Genomic DNA, 19705 nt, shown 5'->3' on the forward strand with positions numbered 1-19705 from the left:
GTCACCCGGAGCCCCTTCGTCGTCCGGTCAGCGGCCCTGGTTGGCGACCGCGGCGGCGGCCTCCTTGGCCGCCGTCGGGTCCAGGTACGTCCCGCCCAGCGTCTGCGGGCGCAGCTGCGGGTCGAGGTCGTAGCGCAGCGGGATGCCGGTCGGGATGTTCAGCTTGGCGATCGCCTCGTCGGAGATCTGGTCGAGGTGCTTGACCAGGGCGCGCAGCGAGTTGCCGTGCGCCGCGACCAGCACCGTACGGCCGGCCAGGATGTCCGGCACGATCGAGTCGTACCAGTAGGGCAGCATCCGCTCGACGACGTCCTTCAGGCACTCCGTCCGCGGCATCAGCTCGGTCGGCAGCAGCGCGTACCGGGGGTCGCCGACCTGGGACCACTGGTCGTTGTCGTCGATCGGCGGCGGCGGCGTGTCGTACGACCGGCGCCAGAGCATGAACTGCCCCTCGCCGTACTCGTCCAGGGTCTGCTTCTTGTTCTTGCCCTGCAGGGCGCCGTAGTGCCGCTCGTTGAGCCGCCACGACCGGCGCGCCGCGATCCAGTGCCGGTCGGCCGCGTCCAGCGCCAGCTCGGCGGTGCGGATCGCGCGGCGCAGCACGCTCGTGTGCACCACGTCCGGCAGCAGGCTGTGCTCGCGGAGCAGCTCGCCGCCGCGCCGCGCCTCACTCTCGCCCTTGGCCGTCAGGTCGACGTCGACCCAGCCGGTGAAGAGGTTCTTGGCGTTCCAGTCGCTCTCGCCGTGCCGCAGCAGGACCAGCGTCCCGACGGTGGGCCCCTCGCTCGCAGTCATGCGGATCATCCTGCCGTACCTCGTCGGCGGACACGCGGGGACCGGTCGTGACGACCACCACGTGGAAAAGCTGATGACCGGCGTTCCGGCCCGAGACTAGGTTGTAAGGCGCTGATGATTCGTCAGTCATTACCAAAACGGGGGCGTCGGAATGCGGACGGTGCAGGGCTGGTTCCGGGACACCACGGGCGGGCTGCCGAGGTCCTTCTGGTACCTCTGGACCGGCACGCTGATCAATCGGCTCGGCTCGTTCGTCCTGGTCTTCCTGGCCATCTACCTCACCCGCGAGCGCGGCTTCTCGGCCTCCCAGGCCGGCCTCGTGATCGGCCTGTGGGGCGTCGGCGGCGCGGTCGGCACCACGATCGGCGGCACCCTCACCGACCGGTGGGGCCGCCGCCCCACCCTGCTCACCGCGCACCTCGGCGCGGCCGTCATGATGGTCGGGCTCGGCCTGGCCCGGCCGCTCTGGGCGGTGGCCCTGGGCGCGCTGCTGCTGGGCCTGTTCGCCGAGGCGGCCCGCCCGGCGTTCGGCGCCATGATGGTCGACGTGGTACCGGAGAAGGACCGGCTGCGCGCCTTCTCGCTGAACTACTGGGCGATCAACCTCGGCTTCGCCTGCGCGGCGGTGCTCGCCGGCGTCGCCGCCCAGGCCGGCTACCTGCTGCTCTTCCTGATCGACGCGGCGACCACAGTGGTCACCGCCCTGATCATCTTCATCCGGGTCGGGGAGACCCGGACGACCCCGACCGGCCCGGTCGCCAAGGGACCCGCGGTCCCCGCCGGTGCCCTGCGGACCATCCTCACCGACCGGGTCTTCCTCGGGTTCGTGGCGCTCAACCTGTTCGCCGCGCTGGTCTTCCTCCAGCACATCTCGATGCTGCCGATCGCCATGGGCGACTCGGGCCTGAGCCCCGCCACGTACGGCTCGGTGATCGCGCTCAACGGGGTGCTGATCGTGGTCGGCCAACTCTTCGTACCCCGACTGATCAAGGGTCGGAGCCGCTCGCACGTGCTGGCACTCGCCTCGGTGGTGACGGGTGTCGGCTTCGGCCTCACCGCGTTCGCCGACGCCGTCTGGTTCTACGGGCTCACCGTGCTGATCTGGACCGTCGGCGAGATGCTCAACTCGCCGTCCAACGCCACCCTCATCGCCGAGCTCTCCCCCGCCGCGCTGCGCGGCCGCTACCAGGGCGTCTTCTCGCTCTCCTGGCAGTTGGCCGGGGCGACGGCCCCGATCCTCGGCGGCCTCGTCCGGGAGCACGCCGGCAACACCACGCTCTGGGTCGGCTGCGCCGCGATCGGCGGCGTGACGGCGGTGGCCCACCTCATCTCCGGCCCCGCCCGGGAACGGCGCGCGGTCCAGCTCCGGACCTCCGCCGCGCCGGTCCGGCCGGTCACCGTGGTCCGGTCGCCGGCCCCGGAGGTGGCCGAGGCCGCGGCCGTCGCTCCCACCGAGCCGGTCCGGGCCGGTTCCTGAGGTACGCCCGTCCGGGTGGTGATCAGGGCCACCCTGGCGCGGCCCGGACCGGCTCCCTACGGTCTGAGGCGGACCGGTTAACAAACCTTCATGGAGGACGCGTGCGCGGCCTGCGGCGCTGGTGGGACGAGACGGCCGGCGGGCTCCCCGCCACCTTCTGGTACCTCTGGTCCGGCCTGCTGATCAACCGGGCCGGGGCCTTCGCGATGCTCTTCCTGTCGCTCTACCTGACCGCCGCGCGAGGCGCCTCCGAGTCCCTCGCCGGGCTCGTGGTCGGGGCGTACGGGGCCGGCGGGGCGGTCGGCACGCTGCTCGGCGGAGTGCTGGCCGACCGGTGGGGTCGGCGGGCCACCCTGCTCGCCGGCCACCTGGGCGCCGCCGGGCTAATGCTGGCCCTGGCGTTCAGCCGGGAGTTGGCGGTGATCGGGGTGCTCGCCGCGCTGGTCGGGGTGGCGCACTCGATGCCCGGCCCGGCCTTCGTGGCGGCCATCGTCGACGTGGTGCCCGAGGAACGCCGCTCGCGGGCGTTCAACCTCCAGTTCTGGGCGTTCAACCTCGGCATGGCGGTGGCCTCGCTGCTGGCCGGCGTGCTCGCCGAGGCGAGCTTCCTCGCGCTCTTCCTGGTCGACGCCGCCGCGACGCTGGCCGCCGCGGCCGTCGTCGCCCTGAAGGTCCCCGAGACGCTGGCCCGCCGGGCGGCGGCCCCCCGCGTCGTGGCGGGCCGGTCGCGGCGGCCGGGGCTGCACACCGCGCTGACCGACCGGACCTTCCTCGTCTTCGTCGGGCTGACCTTCCTGCTGGCCGTGCTCACCATGCAGACCTCGACGATCATGCCGCTGGCCATGCGGGCCGACGGGCTGGGCCCCTCGGCCTACGGCGTGGTGGTGGCGGTCGGCGGCGCACTCATCGTGGTGGGCCAACTCTTCGTGCCCCGGCTGATCGAGCCGTTCCGGAAGTCCACCGTGCTCGCGGTCTCCACCGGGCTGATGGCGCTCGGCTTCGGTTGGCTCGCCGTCGCCGACCACCTGCCGTTCTATCTCGGTGCGGCGGTGGTGTGGACGGTCGGGCAGATGCTCGCCGCACCCCCGAACGCGCAGATCAACGCGGATCTCGCGCCTCCGGAACTGCGCGCCCGCTACCAGTCGGTGTTCTACCTGACCTTCCCGGCGGCGTCCTTCGTGGCGCCGGCGCTGGGCGGGCTCAGTCTGCAGCACCTCGGCGAGCGGCACTGGCTCGTGGTGGGCGGGCTGGGCCTGGTGGCGGCGGTCGGTCACCTGCTCGCCGGCCCGCCCCGGGAACGCCGGGTCGCCGCGCTGCGGACGGCGCCGGCGGACCGGGCCGAAGCGTTGGCCGGCGGCCGCTGAGGCGGTCCGGCTCCGGACGGCGTCGAGCGCCCACCACGACCCCCGTCGTAGTGGGCGCTCGCACCGTACGCCCGGCGGCGGCGGGCGACACTCACCCCCGTAAGCGTCGCCCGCTCGCGCCGCCGGTTCCCCGAGTGGCACCGTCCCCCAACGGTGTGCTCCACCCGATCCCTCGCGCCTCGCCTGCGCGGATCTGTTCGATCCGCCGCTCCCCCGAACGATTACAAGCGTGGCGCGGTGCAATAAAGTTAGTTCGCCCGGATTCCGGATTCAACTCAGATCGCTGTCTTGCCCGTCACAGCACCCGTGTCGGAAATCCGGCTGTCCTTGCTCCGGGCCATGTGTTGGCCAACAGCGGTTTCCCGTCAGCCATTCCCGCAAACCTCAGGCGTCCTCCCGGTTGGGATTCTCCGTGCGGAAGAAGTTGCTCTGCCGACCGTCCCGCATCTGCTCCTGGTAGATCAGGTTCAGGCCGCGCAGGTCGAAGGTCCGGAACCAGTCGTCCCAGGTGATCTCCCGGATCCGGCTGCTCTCCCGGTACCCCGGGATGTTGAACGTCAGCACGCCCGGCCGGCCCTCCCGCTCGGTGCCGGCGATGGTGGCCGGCTTGGCGCCACGGTCCCGCGCCCAGCGCTGGATCACCTCGTGGTTGGCGGTAACCAGGCTCCGGCCGGGACGCTCCGGACGATCCTGCAGTGAGGTGATCTGCTGGGACGACCGCACCGAACGGGCTGACGACCGGCCGGTCCGGACCGGCGTCGCCGCCGTACCACCGGTGGAGACCGCCGTCGGCCGACCCGCACCGGCGGCCGTCGTCGCGCCGCGCGCCCGGGACGCCGCCGCCTTCTTCGCGGGAGCCGCCCGCTTCGCAGCAGGTGCCTTCTTCGCTGCCGTCTTCTTCGCGGGAGCCGCCCGCTTGGCGGCGGGTGCCTTCTTCGCCGCGGCCCGCTTGGCGGGGACGGCCTTCTTCGCCGCGGCCCGCTTGGCGGGGGCCGCCTTCTTCGCCCGCGCACCGGTGACCTTCGCGGCCGGCGCCGCCTTGGCCGCGGCGGTCCGCTTCGCCGGTGCCTTCTTGGCGGCCGCCTTCTTCGTGGCGGCGGCGCGCCCGGCCGGCCCGGTCGGCCGGCGTGCCGCGCCACCGCCCCGGCTCTCCGCCCGCAGGGTCTTTGCCAGCGTCTTCACCAGTTCCGGCTTGCGTAGCGCGGAGATCCCGGAGACCCCGCGCCGGCGGAGCTGGTTACGCAGGTCGTCGACCCGCATCCGGGAAATCTCGGATTCGGAGATCCGTGGCGTGTTCGGAGTCTGGTTACCGGGTTGCCGGTTGGTCCTGGTCGCAGTCGTGCCGCGACCTGAGCTGATGCGCTGAGCCATGGGACACGCTCCTCGACAGTTCCGTCCTCGGCCCGCGGTGGGTCCCAAGTGCCGCACCGCGCGGTGCCGCATACCCGTCAGGACGGGTCCGAACCTCCGGCGGCCGAGCCGGTACTGGTCGACGGCGCGAAAAGGTGGGCGAACGCGGCCAGATTGGCCGTCGACTCGCCCCGCTTGACCCGCCACTCCCACTCCCGGCGGATCGCGGTGCCGAAGCCGATCTCCAGCATGCTGTCGAAGGATTCGTCGGCGTACGTCAGGACGGCCCCGAGCAGCCGGTCCAGCTCGTCGTCGTCCAGCCCGGCCAGGTTGACCCGGCCGGTCAGGTAGATGTCGCCGACCGCGTCGATGGAGAAGGCCACCCCGTACATCCGGGCGTTGCGCTGGAGCAGCCAGGACCAGAGCTCCTCGCGGCGCTCGTCCGGCTGGCGCATCACGAACACCTCGATCCGCAGCGCGTGCTCGCCGACGATCAGGTTGCAGATCGTCTTGAGCTTGTGCGTCCCCGGCAGGGTGACCGCGTACGACGCCTCGCCGGTGGACTCCCACTCCAGCTCGCGCTCGGCGCAGACGGACTCGATCAGCGCGGCGACGTCACTCCGGCGGCTCACCGCTCCCACTGTACGGGCGCGCCACGGACCCCGCCGGGCGGCGGCCGGACGGGGCCGGTCACCAGGAGCAGGAGAGGGCGGGGTCGCCGGAGAGCTGGCCGGCGAGCCGCGCACGGTGCTCGGTGATCGCCTCGCCGTACACGGCGAGCAGGCCGGATACCGTGCGATGCCAGGAGAAGTTGCGGGCGTGCTGCTGTGCGCCCCGGCCCAGGGTGGCCCGGCGCAGCCGGTCCGGCAGCAGCCGGGCCAGCGCACGGGCCCAGTCGACCGGGTGGTGACCGTCGATGAGGACCCCGCTGACCCCGTCGCGGACGGCGGTGACCAGGCCGCCCACGGCGGCGGCCAGGACGGGTGTGCCGCACGCCTGGGCCTCCAGCGCGACCAGCCCGAACGACTCGTTGTACGACGGCACCGCGACCAGGTCGGCGGCCCGGTAGAGGGCGGGCAGGTCGTCACCGGTCTGCGGCGGCAGGAAACGCACCCGGTCGGCCACGCCGAGCGCGCCGGCCAACTCGATCAGCGCGGTGGGCCGGTCGAGACCGCTGCCGCTGGGGCCGCCGCAGATCACCACGGTCAGCTCGTCGACCAGCGCGGGCTCCCGTTCGCGCAGCGCGGCGACCGCCCGGATCAGCACGTCCGGGGCCTTGAGCGGCTGGATCCGGCCGACGAAGGCCACCACGTACCCGGTGGTGGGCAGGCCGAGGCGGCGGCGGGCGGCGTGCACGGCGGCCTCCCGGTCCCCGGCGACGGGGCGGAACCGGTCCAGGTCGACGCCGGGCTCCACCACGGCCACCCGGTCCGGCTCGGCGTCGTACCGGGCGATCAGGTCGCGCGCCTCCACCCGGGTGTTCGCGACCAGCCGGTCGGCCTCGGCGACCACCTGCTCCTCGCCGATTACCCGTGCCTTCGGCTCCGGCCGGTCGCCGGCGGCGAGCTGCGCGTTCTTGACCTTGGCCAGGGTGTGCGCGGTGTGCACCAGCGGCACGCCCCAGCGCTCCTTGGCCAGCCAGCCGACCTGCCCGGAGAGCCAGTAGTGCGAGTGGATCAGGTCGTAGTGGCCCGGCGGGCGGGCCGCCTCGGCGCGGAGCACGCCGGCGGTAAAGGCGCAGAGCTGCCCGGGCAGCTCCTCCTTGGTCAGCCCTTCGAGCGGGCCGGCGGTGACGTGCCGGACGTGCACGCCGGGCGCCATCTCCACCACCGGTGGCAGGTCGCCGGAGGTGGCCCGGGTGAAGATCTCCACCTCGACGTCGGCCTCGGCCAGCCGTCGGGCGACCTCCAGGATGTAGACGTTCATGCCGCCCGCGTCGCCCGTGCCGGGCTGGTGCAGCGGCGAGGTGTGTACGGAGACGGTGGCGATGCGGCGCGGCCGCGGCCACGGCAGGGCACCTCGCTGACGACCGACACCGGTGTGCAAATCCGCCACGTCCGCTCCCTCTGTCACGGTTGATGCCGTCCCGCACGACCGGCGCTTCTTCGGTCAACCTCCGCGCCGGATGTCATCTTCCCCATCGGGCATCGGAAATGCCTGCCGGTGGTCCGCGGCGTGACGGACCTCATCACGCCATGACAGCGGGGGCGGGGAGACAATGATCGGATGACCTCTGTCGCCATCGTCACCGGGGCATCCAGCGGGATCGGCGCGGCCACCGCCCGCCGGCTGGCCGCCGAGGGCTTCCACGTGCTCGCCGCCGCGCGGCGTACCGACCGGCTGGCCGGCCTGGTCGCCGAGATCGAGGCGGCCGGCGGCGCGGCCACCGCGGTGGCGTGCGACGTCACCTCGGACGCGTCGGTGGCCGCCCTGGCCGCGGCGGCCGCCGCCGCGCCCGGCCCGGTGACCCTGCTGGTCAACAACGCCGGCGGGGCACGCGGCCTGGACCCGGTGGAGTCCAGCTCGATTGACGACTGGCAGTGGATGTACGACGTGAACGTGCTGGGCACGCTCCGGGTCACCCAGGCGCTGCTGCCCGCGCTGGAGGCGTCCGGCGCCGGCACCATCGTGGTCGTCAGCTCCACCGCGGGACACGTCGTCTACGAGGGCGGCGGCGGTTACACCGCCGCCAAGCACGCACAGACGGCGATCGCCGGTACGCTCCGGCTGGAGCTGTGCGGCCGGCCGGTGCGGGTGATCGAGATCGACCCGGGCATGGTGCAGACCGAGGAGTTCGGCCTGGTCCGATTCGGTGGCGACGCCGAGCGGGCCGCCGCCGTCTACGCCGGGGTGGCGGAGCCGCTGGTCGCCGAGGACGTGGCCGACTGCGTCGCCTGGTGCGCCACCCGCCCGCAGCACGTGAACATCGACCAGCTGGTGGTCCGTCCGCTGGCCCAGGCCGCCCAGCACAAGGTGCACCGGGTCGCGGTGAAGCGCGAGGAGTGAGCCGGGTTGCGAGTCCCACAGTCGCGAACGGAGGGTGCGCTGATGCGGCAGCGCCCGCTCGGCGTGGTGACCCGGGGGACAACCAACCCGAACCGGCTCCGGCGGGTCGACAACTGGCTCGTGGAGACCTGCGGCGACGCGCTGCGCGCCGCCGCCGACCCACTGGTGGTCGACCTGGGCTACGGCGCCACCCCGGTCACCGCCGTCGAGTTGCGGGCCCGGCTCGCGACCGGGGTACGCGCCGACGTCCGGGTGGTCGGGCTCGAGATCGATCCGGTACGCGTGGCCGCCGCCCAGCCCGCCGCCGACCCGCCCGGGCTGGCCTTTGCCCGGGGCGGATTCGAGCTGGCCGGGCTCCGGCCCGCCCTGGTCCGGGCGTTCAACGTGCTGCGCCAGTACGACGAGAGCGAGGTGGCCGACGCCTGGCGTACGGTCACCGAGCGGCTGGCCCCGGGCGGGCTCCTGGTCGAGGGGACCTGCGACGAGCTGGGCCGGCTGGGCAGCTGGGTGCTGCTCGACGCGACCGGCCCCCGCACCCTGACCCTGGCCGCGAAGCTGACCACCCTGGACAGCCCGGCCCAGCTCGCCGAGCGGCTGCCCAAGGCGCTGATCCACCGCAACGTCCCCGGCGAGCGGATTCACGATCTGATCCGGGCCCTGGACGATGCCTGGCACGCTGCCGCCGGCTACGCCCCCTTCGGCCCGCGCCAGCGCTGGCTGAGGACAGTCACCGCGGTCAGACAGGCGGGCTGGCCGGTCCTCGACCGCCCCCGCCGCTGGCGCCACGGCGAGCTCACCCTCCCCTGGCCCACCATCTCCCCCACCTGACGCCGCTTTCCTCCCCCTTCCCTCCCTCCGCCGTGTTGATCATGACGTTGACGGCGCCTGGTGTCCGATTTGTCGCCGCTAACCACATGATCACCGAGGGCCGGCGGGGAGGGGGGTGGGGTGGGGTAGGTGGGGTGGGGTAGGTGGGGTGGGGTCAGATGGTGCAGTTGATTAGGACGGGTTCGGGGTGGAGGGTCACGCCGAAGCGGTCGTGGACGCCGTCGCGGATCTCCCGGGCCAGGGCCACCAGGGCCGAGGTGCTGGCCGTGCCGCTGCGGTTGGTGAGCGCGAGGGTGTGCTTGCTGGAGATGGCCACCCCCTCCGGGCCGGGATACCCCTTGCCGAAGCCGGCCTTGTCGATCAGCCAGGCGGCGCTGACCTTGACCACGTCCCCCGCGCCCGGCCAGGACGGCGGCTCGCCGAGATCCGCGGCGCGCTCCCGGAACAGCTCGTACGCCTCGCGCTCGAGGACCGGGTTGGTGAAGAACGAGCCCACCGACCAGGTGTCCGGATCGTCCGCGTCCAGCACCATGCCCTTGCCGGCGCGCAGCCGCAGCACGGCGGTCCGGGCGTCGGCCAGCGGCACCCGGTCGCCCACCTCGACGCCGAGTGCCCGGGCCAGCTCGGCGTAGCGCACCGGGCCGGAGAGCGGGGAGCGGGTCAGCCGGAAGTCGACCGACAGCACCACCCAGCGGTCGCTGTACTTGAAGATGCTGCCCCGGTACACGAACCCGCAGTCGCCCGCCTCGATCCGTACCACCTCGTGGTGGGTGCGGTCGTACGCCTGGACGCCGGTGATGGTCTCGGCCACCTCCTGGCCGTACGCGCCGACGTTCTGGATCGGGGTGGCGCCGGCCGAGCCGGGGATGCCGGAGAGGCACTCCAGCCCCGACCAGCCCTGCGCCACGGTGGCGGCGACCAGATCGTCCCAGGGCTCACCGGCCTCGACCCGTACGGTGACCGTGTCGGCGTCCTCGGCGACCACCCGGAACCCCCGGGCCCGGACCAGCACCACCGTGCCGGGGAAGCCCTGGTCGCCGATCACCACGTTGCTGCCGCCGGCCAGGATGAGGACCGGCTCGTCCCGCACCTCCGCGTCCTGCACCTTTTGTACGATTTCTTCGGCGCTGCCGGCGGTCTCCAGCCGCCTGGCCGCGCCGCCGAGGCGAAGCGTGGTGTATCTCGCCAGGGTGGCCGGGTCGGTCGGGTCGGCTCCGGTCGTCGGTTCGGCGTAGACGTCTGACACGCCTTTCACCCTAGGCTGAGGGGTAGCCGCGGCACCCACTGGTGGCCGGGTCACCCCCGGGAGGATTGCGATGGGCAGACTGCACGGCACGAAGGACTTCTGGATCGGCGCGTTGCGGACGGAGGGTCCCGCCTTCGCCGCTGCCGTCGCGGAGGCGCCGCTGGAGACTCCGGTGCTCTCCTGCCCCGGCTGGACGGTCTCCGACCTCGCCCACCACCTCTGTGGGGTCTACCGCTGGGCCCGCACGGTGCTGAGCGCCGGGACCACCACCAGGCCGGTACGCGAACCGGTGACCCCGCCGGCGGACCTCACCCCGGCGCAGTGGTACCGACAGGAGTACGACCAGCTCATGCGGCTGTTCGAGGGGCTGGACCCGGAGGCGCCGGCGTGGAACTTCGCGCCGCAGCCGAAGAAGGCGGGCTTCTGGCCGCGCCGGATGGCGCACGAGACCGCGGTGCACCGCTGGGACGCCCAGGTCGCCGTCGCCGCCGGTGAGCCGATCGAGGCGAAGCTCGCGGCCGACGGGGTGAGCGAGGTGCTGGACACCTGGCTGCCGGCGGGCCGGCGGATCCAGCCCGGCCAGTGGCACGGCGTGGTGCAGCTGACCGCGACCGACGCCGCCCAGGAGTGGTACCTGCGGCTACGCGGCGAGGGGGTGGCCCTGCTGGACACCACCACCATCCTCGACCACGACGAGCACCACGCCCGGGCACAGGTCACCGGAACGGCGAGCGACCTGCTGCTGGCCCTGATGGGCCGGATCAGCCTCGACGCCCTCGGGGTGGCCGGCGACCGCCGGCTGCTCGACGGGCTGCGGGTGGGCTGACCCGCCCCGGGCGGCACCCGGGCTCGCGCAAGGTGCCCGCACCGGGGCATCGCCCGCGGGGTCGACCTGCGCGGCCATCTCGTATGGTCGCTCTCAGCTCGACCGGCACCGGGTGGTAGCCGGCCGCCTTGAGCGCTGTGACGAGGTGGGGGTGACGGGGATGACGACGGCCCAGCGTCCGACCCTGGAGGCGGTGGCCCGCCGGGCCGGCGTGTCCCGGGCCACGGTCTCCCGGGTGGTCAACGGCTCCACCACGGTCGCCGAGTCGATCCAGCGGGCGGTCCGCCAGGCGGTCGAGGAGCTCGGGTACGTCCCGAACCTCGCCGCCCGCAGCCTGGTCACCCAGCGCACCGACTCGATCGCGCTGGTGCTGCCCGAGGCGGCCACCCGGGTCTTCTCCGACGACCAGGTCTTCCCGGGGATCATCCGGGGAGCCGCGCAGGAGCTGGAGGCGGCGGACAAGCAGCTCGTGCTCATGCTGGCCGGCTCGCCCGCCGGCCACGAACGGGTCGAGCGCTACACCACCGGCCGGCACGTGGACGGCGTGCTCTTCGCCTCGCTGCACGGCGAGGATCCGCTGCCCGGCAAGCTGGCCCGACTCGGCATCCCGGTGGTGTGCAGCGGCCGGCCGCTGGACGGCGCCGAGGTGCCCTATGTCGACGTCGATCACGTCGGCGGCGTCGCCCGGGCGGTGCGGCACCTGATCGAGGGCGGCCGGCGGCGGATCGCCACCATCGCCGGCCCACAGGACATGGTCGCCGGCATCGAGCGGCTGGTCGGCTACCGGGAGACCGTCGCCGCCGCCGGCCTGCCGGAGCTGGTCGCGTACGGCGACTTCACCCGGGAGTCCGGTGCCGCGGCGACGCGACAACTGCTCGCCGCACAACCGGATCTGGACGCGCTGTTCGCCGCGTCGGACCTGATGGCGCACGCCGCCCTGCGGACCCTGCGGGAGGCGGGGCGGCGGGTGCCGGACGACGTGGCGGTGGTCGGGTTCGACGACATCGAGACGGCGGCGTACACGGAGCCGCCGCTCACCACGATCCGGCAGCCGATAGTGGAGCTGGGCCGGGCGATGACCCGGCAACTGCTGCGCATCGCGGCCGGCGAGCGCGTGGCGCAGGCGCTGCTGCTCCCCACCGAACTGGTGGTGCGCGAGTCGGCGTAGCCGGGACGCACCGGACCGGGGCCGGGGGTGTGACACCCCCGGCCCCGGCCGTCTCGGCTCGTCGACCTACTTCCCGGACAACCGCTCGATCATCACGTCCGCGTCGCGGACCAGGACTGCGCGCACCTCGGCGTTCGGCACGACCTTCGGATCACCCGCCAGGTCCCGGAACGGCCGGAGCTCCCGCACCGCCTGCTTGTTGAGCCCCTTGGCCGCGAACTTGCCGGCCTGGTCCAACGGTTTGTGCAGCTGGGTGGCGCTCTCGGCAGTGAGCCAGCCGGTGGCCCGGAACCGGTCCACCAGGTTGCCCATGTCCTCGATCGAGGTCGTCACGGTGAACGTGATCGACCGGGTCGACCGGTTGCCCGCCGCGTCGGTCGCCACCACGGCCAGCGTGTGCTCGCCGAGCGACAGCCCGTAGAGCGGCAGCAGGGTGTCGTCGAGGATCGGCTTCCCGTCGAGCGTGCCGACCAGCGAGGTGACCCCCGACGTGCCGTCGGTCGCCGAGTAGGTGATCCGCACGTCCTGGCTGTCGCCGTACGTCGCGCCGGCCGCCACCCCGGAGAGCAGGACCGCCGGGGCCGTGCCGTCGATCTTCAGTACGGCGGACTTCACGTCCTCCACGTTCCCCGCCCGGTCCGTGGCGCGGTACCGGAGGGTGTGGTTGCCATCGCCGCGCACCTCGACCGAGTCGGCGTACGGTGTCCAGGCCCCGCCGTCGAGCGAGTACTCGATCCTCGCCGCCCCGGACGTCTGGTCGGTGGCCGTGATGGTGACCGGCACCGCACCGTTGTGCCACCCCGAGTCGCCCGGCGGGGCGAACGTCGCGGCGGAGACGGGCGCGGTCCCGTCGAGCTTGAGCACCAGTTTCCGCGGCGCCTCGGTGTTGCCCGCGAGGTCCACCGAGCGGTACTCGACGGTGTGCTCGCCGTCGCCGGTCACCGGGATCGGCCCGCTGTAGCGGGTCCATCCGCCGTCGGTCCGGTACTCGGTCCGCGCCACGCCGCTGTCGTCGTCGGTGGCCTGCAGGGTCACCATGGCGTCGGAGCGGAACCAGCCGGCGTCACCGTCCGGCTCGGCCGGCGAGGTGGTCGCCCGGGTGGTGGGCGCGACGGTGTCCGACGGCAGTTGCTTGAGCCGGATGTTGCGGAAGTAGACGTCGTCACCGTTGCCGTGGTTCTGGATGCCGACGTAGCTGGGCTGCCCCATCCGGGCCGGGTCGGTGTTGACGTACTCGTTGATCTTCACGCCGTTCAGGTGGACCACGATGCTCTGGCCCCGGACGACGATCTCGTACGAGTTCCACTGCCCCGGCGGCTTGAGCGCGGCGTCCCGGGCGGCCAGGTCAGCCGACTGGAAGTTGTAGATCGCCCCGGTCGTCTTCTCCGGCACGTCCGTGGCGTCGATCTGGATCTCGTGACCCTGGTTGACCGCCAGCCACGGGTCGTTGCCCGGGTTCGGGAACCCGACGAAGATCCCGGAGTTGTCGTCCCCGGCCATCTTCCAGTCCAGCTTCAGGCTGTAGTCGCGGAAGCTCTGGTCATACCAGTGCAGGCCCAGCCCGCCGTACGACAGCAGGGTGCAGTCGGCGGCGTGCAGGAACCCGCCCGGCCCGGCCTGCTTCCACTTGGCCAGGCTCGCCGAGGTGCCGTCGAACAGGCTGGTGTAGCCGGCCTCCAAAGCGGTCGGCGTGCAGGCGTTCTGCGGCGCGTCGTCGAGCCGGAAGAAGTCGAACGACGCCGGGTTGCCGGTGCCGTTGAAGGCGGCGACGCCCACCTTCGGGTTCGGCACGGCGGACAGGTCCCGCGGCCGGCCGACGGTCGTCCACTGCTCACCGTCGGTCGAGTACGCCGCCGTCAGCGCCCGCCCGTCGCTGGTGATCTTCATCCACACCGCGTGCGGGAAGTCCACGGCCAGGTTGGGCGAACGGTCGACGGCGCCGCCGTCGATCGGCGACCCGCCCTGCTGCTGGATGAACTCGAAGTTGCGCACCCCGCTGTCGGTCCTGATGAACGAGAACTTGACGAAGTTCGGGTCGTCGCCGTGGACGATGAGGCCCGCCTGCTCCCATGCGTCCGTGTGGTCGATGGTCACCTTCGTCACGGCCTGCCACGCCCCGGCCGGGGCGTCCTGGAGCAGGATGTTCTTCGCGTCGGTGGTGCCGCCGTACATGTCACCCGGAAGGGCGTCGATCTGCAGCGACCCGCCGACGAGCCGGTAGCGCGCGGGGTCTTCGCGCAGCACCGACCACCGGCACCGGTCGATGACCTCGCCGGTGAACTCGTCGTCCGGGTTCACCTCGGCGGACGGGTCTGCGCACGGCGGTGCCACCCGATAAGTGTTCACCGTGACGGTGGCCGACGCGGCCAGCCCGGACGGATCACGCGCGGTGACCTTGGCCGTGTGGATGCCGGCCTTGGTGTAGGTGTGCGTCGGGTTCTGCTCCGTCGACGTCGCTCCGTCACCGAACTCCCAGGCGTAGCTGAGCGGGTCCCCGTCCCGGTCGGTGCCGGCGGCGGTGAACCTGACGGTCGCCGGGATCTGCGCCTGGGCGACGTCGGCCGACGCGGTCACCTCCGGGCGGGTGCTCGACGCCACGCCCTTGCCGTGGAAGGTGAACTCGTCGACGTCGAAGAGCCCGCCGCCGGAACCCTTGAACACCAGGTAGAGCCGGTGCGTGCCACCGGGGTCGGTGACCGGGACGACCGGGCTGTTGACGTAGTTGTCCCAGCCGCCGGTGTTCGCCACGGCCATGCTGGCGACCAGGGGCCCGTCCGGCCGGTCCGTCCGGAACTCGAGGGTGCCGCCCCCGCCGCCGGAGGAGAGCCGGGCCTGGACGCCGGTGATGCCGGTCAGGTTGTACGTGTCGAACGCGATCCAGTCGCCGTTGTCGATGTATCCGACGCGCTTCCCGCCGTGCGCGCCACCCGCGTCGACGACCTGGATGCCGTTGGCCTCGGTGAAGTGCTCACTCTGCCGGACCCGCGGCTGGAGGACCAGCCGGGTCTGCCCGGTGAGCGGCGGCACGCCCGCTGCGCCCCGGTCGGTGTAGGTCGCGGCGAGCACGCCGTAGAGGTTGGCGTCGGCGCTGTGGCCGTCCTCGGCGACGGTGTCGAGCACCCCCTCGCAGGCGTGCGTCTGGACCAGCCCGTGGCTGTGTGTGTCGTGGCCCAGGGCGTAGTCGATCTGCACGGTCCCGCAGTCGATCTCGCCGTCCTCCGGGTCGGTGACCCGCGCGGTGAACGGCACCCGGTCACCGAACTGGAACACGCCACCGGCGGGCGGGGCGGCGAACTCGACCCGCGGCGCGGTGTTGCCGACCGTGATCTGCACGGTCGCCGTTCCGGTCGTACCGGCCTGGTCGGTCAGGGTGAGCCGGGCGGTGAACTGCCCGTTCGTGGTGTAGGTGAAGGTGGGGTCCGGCTCGGTCGAGTCGACGGTGCCGTCGTCGGTGAAGTCCCAGGCGTAGGTGAACGAGTCGCCCGGATCGGGATCGCGGGACCCGGCGGAGGAGAAGGCCACGGTGAGCGGGGCCGGCCCGGACGTCGGGTTGGCGCTCACCGCCGGGATCGGGGCGCGCTTGCCCTTGACGTAGTCGATCCGGTAGACGGCCGAGTCCGGCGCGCCACCGAAGTAGCCGCTGCCGTAGTCGAGGACGTAGAGGGAGCCGTCCGGGCCGAACTCGATGTCCATCGGCCGCACGACCTGCTCCGGGAACGGGTTGATGCTGAGCGGCTGGCCGGCGTCGTCCAGGAGGACGTTCTTGATCCAGCCGCGTCCCCAGTCGGCCGCGAAGAACGTGCCGTCGAAGTACTCGGGGAACTTGGTGTCCGACCTCAGGTCGGGGTCGTACCGGTAGACCGGGCCGCCCATCGGCGACTCGCTGCCGTCGCCGAACTCCGGCACCGAGGCGCCGTCGTACGTGATCCACGCCGGCTGCGCGGCGGGCAGGTCCTGCTTGCCGGTGTTGCGGGGCGAGGTGTTCCGCGGGGCGGCGCAGTCGAACTTCGGCCCGGAGGTCCCGGTGGCGAAGTCATAGTCGTTGTACGCGACGTTCGGGCCGACGCAGTACGGCCACCCGAAGTTGCCGGGGCCGCGGATCTGGTTGAACTCCACCATCCCGGCCGGGCCGCGGTTCGGGTCGGCGGCGCCGGCGTCCGGGCCGTACTCGCCGAGGTAGAGCCAGCCGGTCTCCGGGTCGACGGTGAACCGGAACGGGTTGCGGAAGCCCATCGCGTAGATCTCGGGCCGGGTGCCGGCGGTGCCGGCCGGGAAGAGGTTGCCCGCCGGCGACTGGTAGCTGCCGTCGGCGGCCACCTTGATGCGCAGCACCTTGCCGCGCAGGTCGTTCGGGTTGGCCGACGAGCGCTGGGCGTCGTACGCCGGGTTGCGGCCGGCCCGCTCGTCGATCGGGATGTAGCCGTTGGAGGCGAACGGGTTGGAGTCGTCGCCGGTGGAGAGGTAGAGGTTGCCCGCCGCGTCGAAGGCGATGTCGCCGCCGGCGTGGCAGCAGATGCCCCGGTTGGCCGGCACCTCGAGGATCTTCTGCTCACTGGCCAGGTCGAGGATGCCGCCGGTGAGTTTGAACCGGGACAGCCGGTTCACCCCGTCGAAGCGGGCGAAGTCCGCGCTGGTGCCGTCGTTCGGCGCGTCCCCCTCCGGGGTGTCCAGCGGGGGCGCGAAGTAGAGGTAGATCCAGCCGTTGCCGGCGAAGCCGGGGTCCACCCCGATGCCCTGCAACCCGTCCTCGTCGTGGTTGTAGACCGGGAGCCGGCCGGCGAGGCTGGTCACGCCCTGCGGCGTGGTGAGGAAGACGCGGCCGTCGCGGGAGGTGTGCAGCACCCGCCGATCGGGCAGCACGGCGAGGTTCATCGGTTCGCCCGTGGTGTCCGCGCCCTTGGCGAGGGTCACCTGCGCGAAGTTGCCGTCGACGGTCGCCCCGCAGTCCGCCGGCACGGCCCCGGCGGCCGTTTTGATCCCGCCGAGCAGGTGCCGCAGGAACTCCGGCTCGCGGTACGAGGCGTCGGTGTGGCCGCCGCCGGTGTACCAGGACCGCCCGCCGTCGTACTGCTGGCACCAGGCGATCGGGTGGCTCGTGCCCATCGCGCCCGCCCCGGCGCCGTACGTCCGCTCGTCGAGGGCCGCGAGCACGTGCACCTCGCCGCGCGGGTCGGCGCGGTAGTTGTACCACTCGTCGGTGCGGACCCACCGGTCCGGCAGCGACTCGGTGGACGGGTGCACGTGGTCGTCCACCTTGACCGTGGCCTGCTGGATGGCCGGGTGGCTGTTGAAGTACGCGCCGACGAGCTTGCCGTACCACGGCCACTCGTACTCGGTGTCCGAGGCGGCGTGCACGCCGGCGTACCCGCCGCCCTGGCGGATGTACCGCTCGAAGGCCGCCTGCTGGTCGGCGTTGAGCACGTCGCCGGTGGTCGAGAGCCAGACCACCACGTCGTACTGGGCCAGGTTCGCGTCGGTGAACGCCCCGGCATCCTCGGTCGCGTCGACGGCGAAGTTGTTCTCCTGCCCGAGCTTCTGGATCGCCGCGATCCCGGCGGGGATCGAGTCATGCCGGAATCCCGCGGTCTTCGAGAAAACCAGGGCCCGGAAGCCCGGTTCGGCCGCCGAGGCCGGCGTCGAGAGGCTCCCGGCTATCGGCAGCGCCAGCAGCGCACCGAGCGCTGCCGACAACAGACGGCGTAACGGCTTGCGGGACACGGCGCCTCCTCACCCGATCGACCAGCTTCTACGCGGGACCTTAACGGCCGCGAAACACAAAGGACAGATGCAGGAGACGAAAGTTTTGCTGGACCGTGCGCGACTTTTTCCATCTACAGGCGAAAGTGGCCGCCATTAACCCGTCGCGCGTTCCGGAGGCCGCGGCTACCGTCGGCCCGTGCCTGTGATCCGTCCCGCCCGCCCCGACGACGCGCCGGGCGTCGTGGCCCTCCGCGCGGTCGTGCACCCGTACCTGGTACGCGGCGTCGAGTCGACCCGGCGCATGATCGCCCAGCCGCCGCCCGAGGAGGACTGGACCGCCTGGGTGGCCGAGGCGGACGGGCAGGTGGTCGGCTGGGCGTCGGCCTACCGGAACAGCCAGACCTCGGAGCCGGACGTCGGGGAGATCTCCACCCTGCACGTACACCCGGCGCACCGGAGTCGCGGAGTCGGCACCGCGCTCCTGGCGGCCGCGCTCGGTCACCTGCGCGTCATCGGCGCACGGCGGGTGCTCACCTGGTCCCAGCCCGAGTCCCTGCCGTTCGCCCGCCGGCACGGCTTCACGCCCAGCCGGGAGCTGCGCTACTCCGCGCTCGACCTGCAGCCGGCCCCGCCGATGCCCGAGCCGCCGCCAGGCGTACGGCTGCTCCCGGCCGCCGAACTGGACCCGCGCCGGATCCACCAGGTGGACGCCGAGTCGTCGCTGGACGAACCGGGCGACGTCCCGACAGACGCCATGGGCTACGACATCTGGCACCACGAGGTCTGGGACAACCCAGGGCTGGACCGGGCCGCCAGCACGGTGGCCGAGGTGGACGGCACGCTGGCCGCGGTCAGCCTGGTCAAGCGGGACGGCGACCGGATGTGGTCGGCATTCACCGGCACGGTGCCCGGACACCGGGGCCGTGGCCTGGCCGGGCTGGTCAAGCGGGCCGCGCTGCACCGGGCCGCGCTCGGGGGCGTCCGCGTCGCGTACACCTCGAACGACGGGGCGAACGCGCCGATGCTGGCGGTCAACGCTCGGCTCGGCTACCGGCCGGTGGCCACCCAGTGGTCCTGCCTACGCGAACTCACCTGAGGCCGGCGGCGACCCGACGCCCCCTGGCACGGCGCGGGGAGAGCTACTCGACGGACTGTCCGAGCGACCGCCGGGCGAGCAGAGTGGCCCCGGCGACGGCGGCCGGCATGATCAGCACCGCGCCGAGCGGGATCAGGAAGCACACGAAGACGGCCACCCCGAAGCCCAGGGTGGTCGGCCGATCGGCCTTGAGCAGCGACCGGCGCTCCGACAGTCCCATCCCCCGGCGGTAGAAAGCCGCGCCGACCAACTCCAGGGCGAGGAACCAGCCACCCACCGCCGCGCCGACCACGGGGACGACCGTCTGCCCCACCACCGGGATGAAACCGGCCGCGAAGAGGGGTATGCCGACCAGCACGGAGACCGCCACCAGGCGCAGCGAGTCGAGGATGCTGCGGCGCAACGATCCCCAGAATGACACCTCCACCGCGCCCGGAGTGCCGCCGAGCCGGTCCTCGACCCGCTCGGAGATCTTCTCGTAGAACGGGTCGCCGACGGCCAGGGTCACCGCGGTGAAGGTGAGCACCCCGAGCAGGCCGGCCAGGCCCACGATCGCCAGCCCGGCGATCACCCGGACCAGGCCCCGCCAGGCCCCCGACCAGTCGTCCGCGAACGGAGTGACCAGCGCGGCGAGGTCGTCCACGAAATACAGCAGGCTGGCGAAGGCGGCGACGAAGAGCACGCCGGAGATGAGCGCCGGGACGACGCCGAGCAGCATGAGCCCGGGGCTGCGGACGTAGAGGCCGATGCCGCGCAGCAGCAGGCCGGCGCCGGCGAGGAAGCGGGTGGCGGCGCCGGTCACCGGCGCGGCGAGGCGGGGTACGTCCACGACCGGACAGCGTAGTCGTC

At 72.8% G+C, this 19705-nt stretch carries 14 protein-coding genes; 7 read left to right on the forward strand and 7 right to left on the reverse strand.

What is annotated here, in order from left to right:
- Positions 1 to 27: 27 nt before the first annotated feature.
- Positions 28 to 795, reverse strand: coding sequence for a phosphoglyceromutase (locus tag ACFYML_RS01725; protein ID WP_387418767.1), 768 nt, complete (start codon positions 793 to 795; stop codon positions 28 to 30).
- Positions 796 to 946: 151 nt separating this feature from the next.
- On the opposite strand from ACFYML_RS01725, the gene ACFYML_RS01730 reads away from it, so the two are divergent.
- Positions 947 to 2272: an MDR family MFS transporter gene (locus ACFYML_RS01730; protein WP_387418769.1), complete on the forward strand. Its 1326-nt coding sequence runs from the start codon at positions 947 to 949 to the stop codon at positions 2270 to 2272.
- 101 nt (positions 2273 to 2373) lie between these two features.
- The gene (locus ACFYML_RS01735; protein WP_387418770.1) at positions 2374 to 3636 is read left to right on the forward strand and encodes an MDR family MFS transporter; all 1263 of its coding nucleotides are present in this window, start codon (positions 2374 to 2376) and stop codon (positions 3634 to 3636) included.
- A gap of 384 nt (positions 3637 to 4020) precedes the next feature.
- Here the strand turns inward: ACFYML_RS01735 and ACFYML_RS01740 are convergent, their stop codons facing one another.
- The 3 genes from ACFYML_RS01740 to mshA form a co-directional block, all read right to left on the reverse strand.
- Positions 4021 to 5007 carry an SAP domain-containing protein gene (locus tag ACFYML_RS01740; protein WP_387418771.1) on the reverse strand — a complete coding sequence of 329 codons (987 nt, stop codon included), beginning with the start codon at positions 5005 to 5007 and terminating at the stop codon, positions 4021 to 4023.
- Positions 5008 to 5084: 77 nt separating this feature from the next.
- A complete protein-coding gene (locus tag ACFYML_RS01745) occupies positions 5085 to 5618 on the reverse strand; it encodes a YbjN domain-containing protein (protein ID WP_387418772.1) in 534 nt (177 codons plus the stop codon).
- Positions 5619 to 5676: 58 nt separating this feature from the next.
- Positions 5677 to 7041 (reverse strand): D-inositol-3-phosphate glycosyltransferase, encoded by a 1365-nt coding sequence (gene mshA / locus ACFYML_RS01750; protein WP_387418773.1) that lies wholly within the window; start codon positions 7039 to 7041, stop codon positions 5677 to 5679.
- A gap of 171 nt (positions 7042 to 7212) precedes the next feature.
- Between mshA and ACFYML_RS01755 the strand changes: the two genes are divergently transcribed.
- Both ACFYML_RS01755 and ACFYML_RS01760 read left to right on the forward strand, forming a co-directional pair.
- Positions 7213 to 7992, forward strand: a complete 780-nt coding sequence (locus tag ACFYML_RS01755) for an SDR family NAD(P)-dependent oxidoreductase (RefSeq protein WP_387418774.1) — start codon at positions 7213 to 7215, stop codon at positions 7990 to 7992.
- A gap of 42 nt (positions 7993 to 8034) precedes the next feature.
- On the forward strand, positions 8035 to 8820 hold the full coding sequence (locus ACFYML_RS01760; RefSeq protein ID WP_387418775.1) for a class I SAM-dependent methyltransferase: 786 nt from the start codon (positions 8035 to 8037) through the stop codon (positions 8818 to 8820).
- 154 nt (positions 8821 to 8974) lie between these two features.
- Here ACFYML_RS01760 and ACFYML_RS01765 read toward each other — a convergent pair whose 3' ends face one another.
- On the reverse strand, positions 8975 to 10066 hold the full coding sequence (locus ACFYML_RS01765; RefSeq protein WP_387418776.1) for a UDP-N-acetylmuramate dehydrogenase: 1092 nt from the start codon (positions 10064 to 10066) through the stop codon (positions 8975 to 8977).
- 70 nt (positions 10067 to 10136) lie between these two features.
- On the opposite strand from ACFYML_RS01765, the gene ACFYML_RS01770 reads away from it, so the two are divergent.
- Both ACFYML_RS01770 and ACFYML_RS01775 read left to right on the forward strand, forming a co-directional pair.
- The gene (locus tag ACFYML_RS01770) at positions 10137 to 10892 is read left to right on the forward strand and encodes a maleylpyruvate isomerase family mycothiol-dependent enzyme (RefSeq protein ID WP_387418777.1); all 756 of its coding nucleotides are present in this window, start codon (positions 10137 to 10139) and stop codon (positions 10890 to 10892) included.
- 160 nt (positions 10893 to 11052) lie between these two features.
- Positions 11053 to 12060 (forward strand): LacI family DNA-binding transcriptional regulator, encoded by a 1008-nt coding sequence (locus ACFYML_RS01775; protein WP_387418778.1) that lies wholly within the window; start codon positions 11053 to 11055, stop codon positions 12058 to 12060.
- 66 nt (positions 12061 to 12126) lie between these two features.
- On the opposite strand, the gene ACFYML_RS01780 is transcribed toward ACFYML_RS01775, so the two are convergent.
- Positions 12127 to 17778 carry a ThuA domain-containing protein gene (locus tag ACFYML_RS01780; RefSeq protein WP_387418780.1) on the reverse strand — a complete coding sequence of 1884 codons (5652 nt, stop codon included), beginning with the start codon at positions 17776 to 17778 and terminating at the stop codon, positions 12127 to 12129.
- A gap of 178 nt (positions 17779 to 17956) precedes the next feature.
- Here ACFYML_RS01780 and ACFYML_RS01785 point away from each other — a divergent pair, with 178 nt between their 5' ends.
- On the forward strand, positions 17957 to 18856 hold the full coding sequence (locus ACFYML_RS01785; protein WP_387418781.1) for a GNAT family N-acetyltransferase: 900 nt from the start codon (positions 17957 to 17959) through the stop codon (positions 18854 to 18856).
- A gap of 43 nt (positions 18857 to 18899) precedes the next feature.
- On the opposite strand, the gene ACFYML_RS01790 is transcribed toward ACFYML_RS01785, so the two are convergent.
- Entirely contained in the window at positions 18900 to 19685 is a 786-nt protein-coding gene (locus ACFYML_RS01790; protein ID WP_387418782.1) for an EI24 domain-containing protein, read from the reverse strand.
- Between the last annotated feature and the right edge of the window lie 20 nt (positions 19686 to 19705).

It is taken from the genome of Micromonospora sp. NPDC007230 (assembly GCF_042869115.1).
In the GTDB taxonomy this organism is placed as follows: domain Bacteria; phylum Actinomycetota; class Actinomycetes; order Mycobacteriales; family Micromonosporaceae; genus Micromonospora.

Excerpts from the sequence above, each read along its gene's own strand:
- ACFYML_RS01770 (WP_387418777.1), top strand. The coding sequence starts at position 10,137 with ATGGGCAGACTGCACGGCACGAAGGACTTCTGGATCGGCGCGTTGCGG.
- ACFYML_RS01740 (WP_387418771.1), bottom strand. The coding sequence starts at position 5,007 with ATGGCTCAGCGCATCAGCTCAGGTCGCGGCACGACTGCGACCAGGACC.
- ACFYML_RS01760 (WP_387418775.1), top strand. The coding sequence starts at position 8,035 with ATGCGGCAGCGCCCGCTCGGCGTGGTGACCCGGGGGACAACCAACCCG.
- ACFYML_RS01730 (WP_387418769.1), top strand. The coding sequence starts at position 947 with ATGCGGACGGTGCAGGGCTGGTTCCGGGACACCACGGGCGGGCTGCCG.
- ACFYML_RS01725 (WP_387418767.1), bottom strand. The coding sequence starts at position 795 with ATGACTGCGAGCGAGGGGCCCACCGTCGGGACGCTGGTCCTGCTGCGG.
- ACFYML_RS01755 (WP_387418774.1), top strand. The coding sequence starts at position 7,213 with ATGACCTCTGTCGCCATCGTCACCGGGGCATCCAGCGGGATCGGCGCG.
- ACFYML_RS01775 (WP_387418778.1), top strand. The coding sequence starts at position 11,053 with ATGACGACGGCCCAGCGTCCGACCCTGGAGGCGGTGGCCCGCCGGGCC.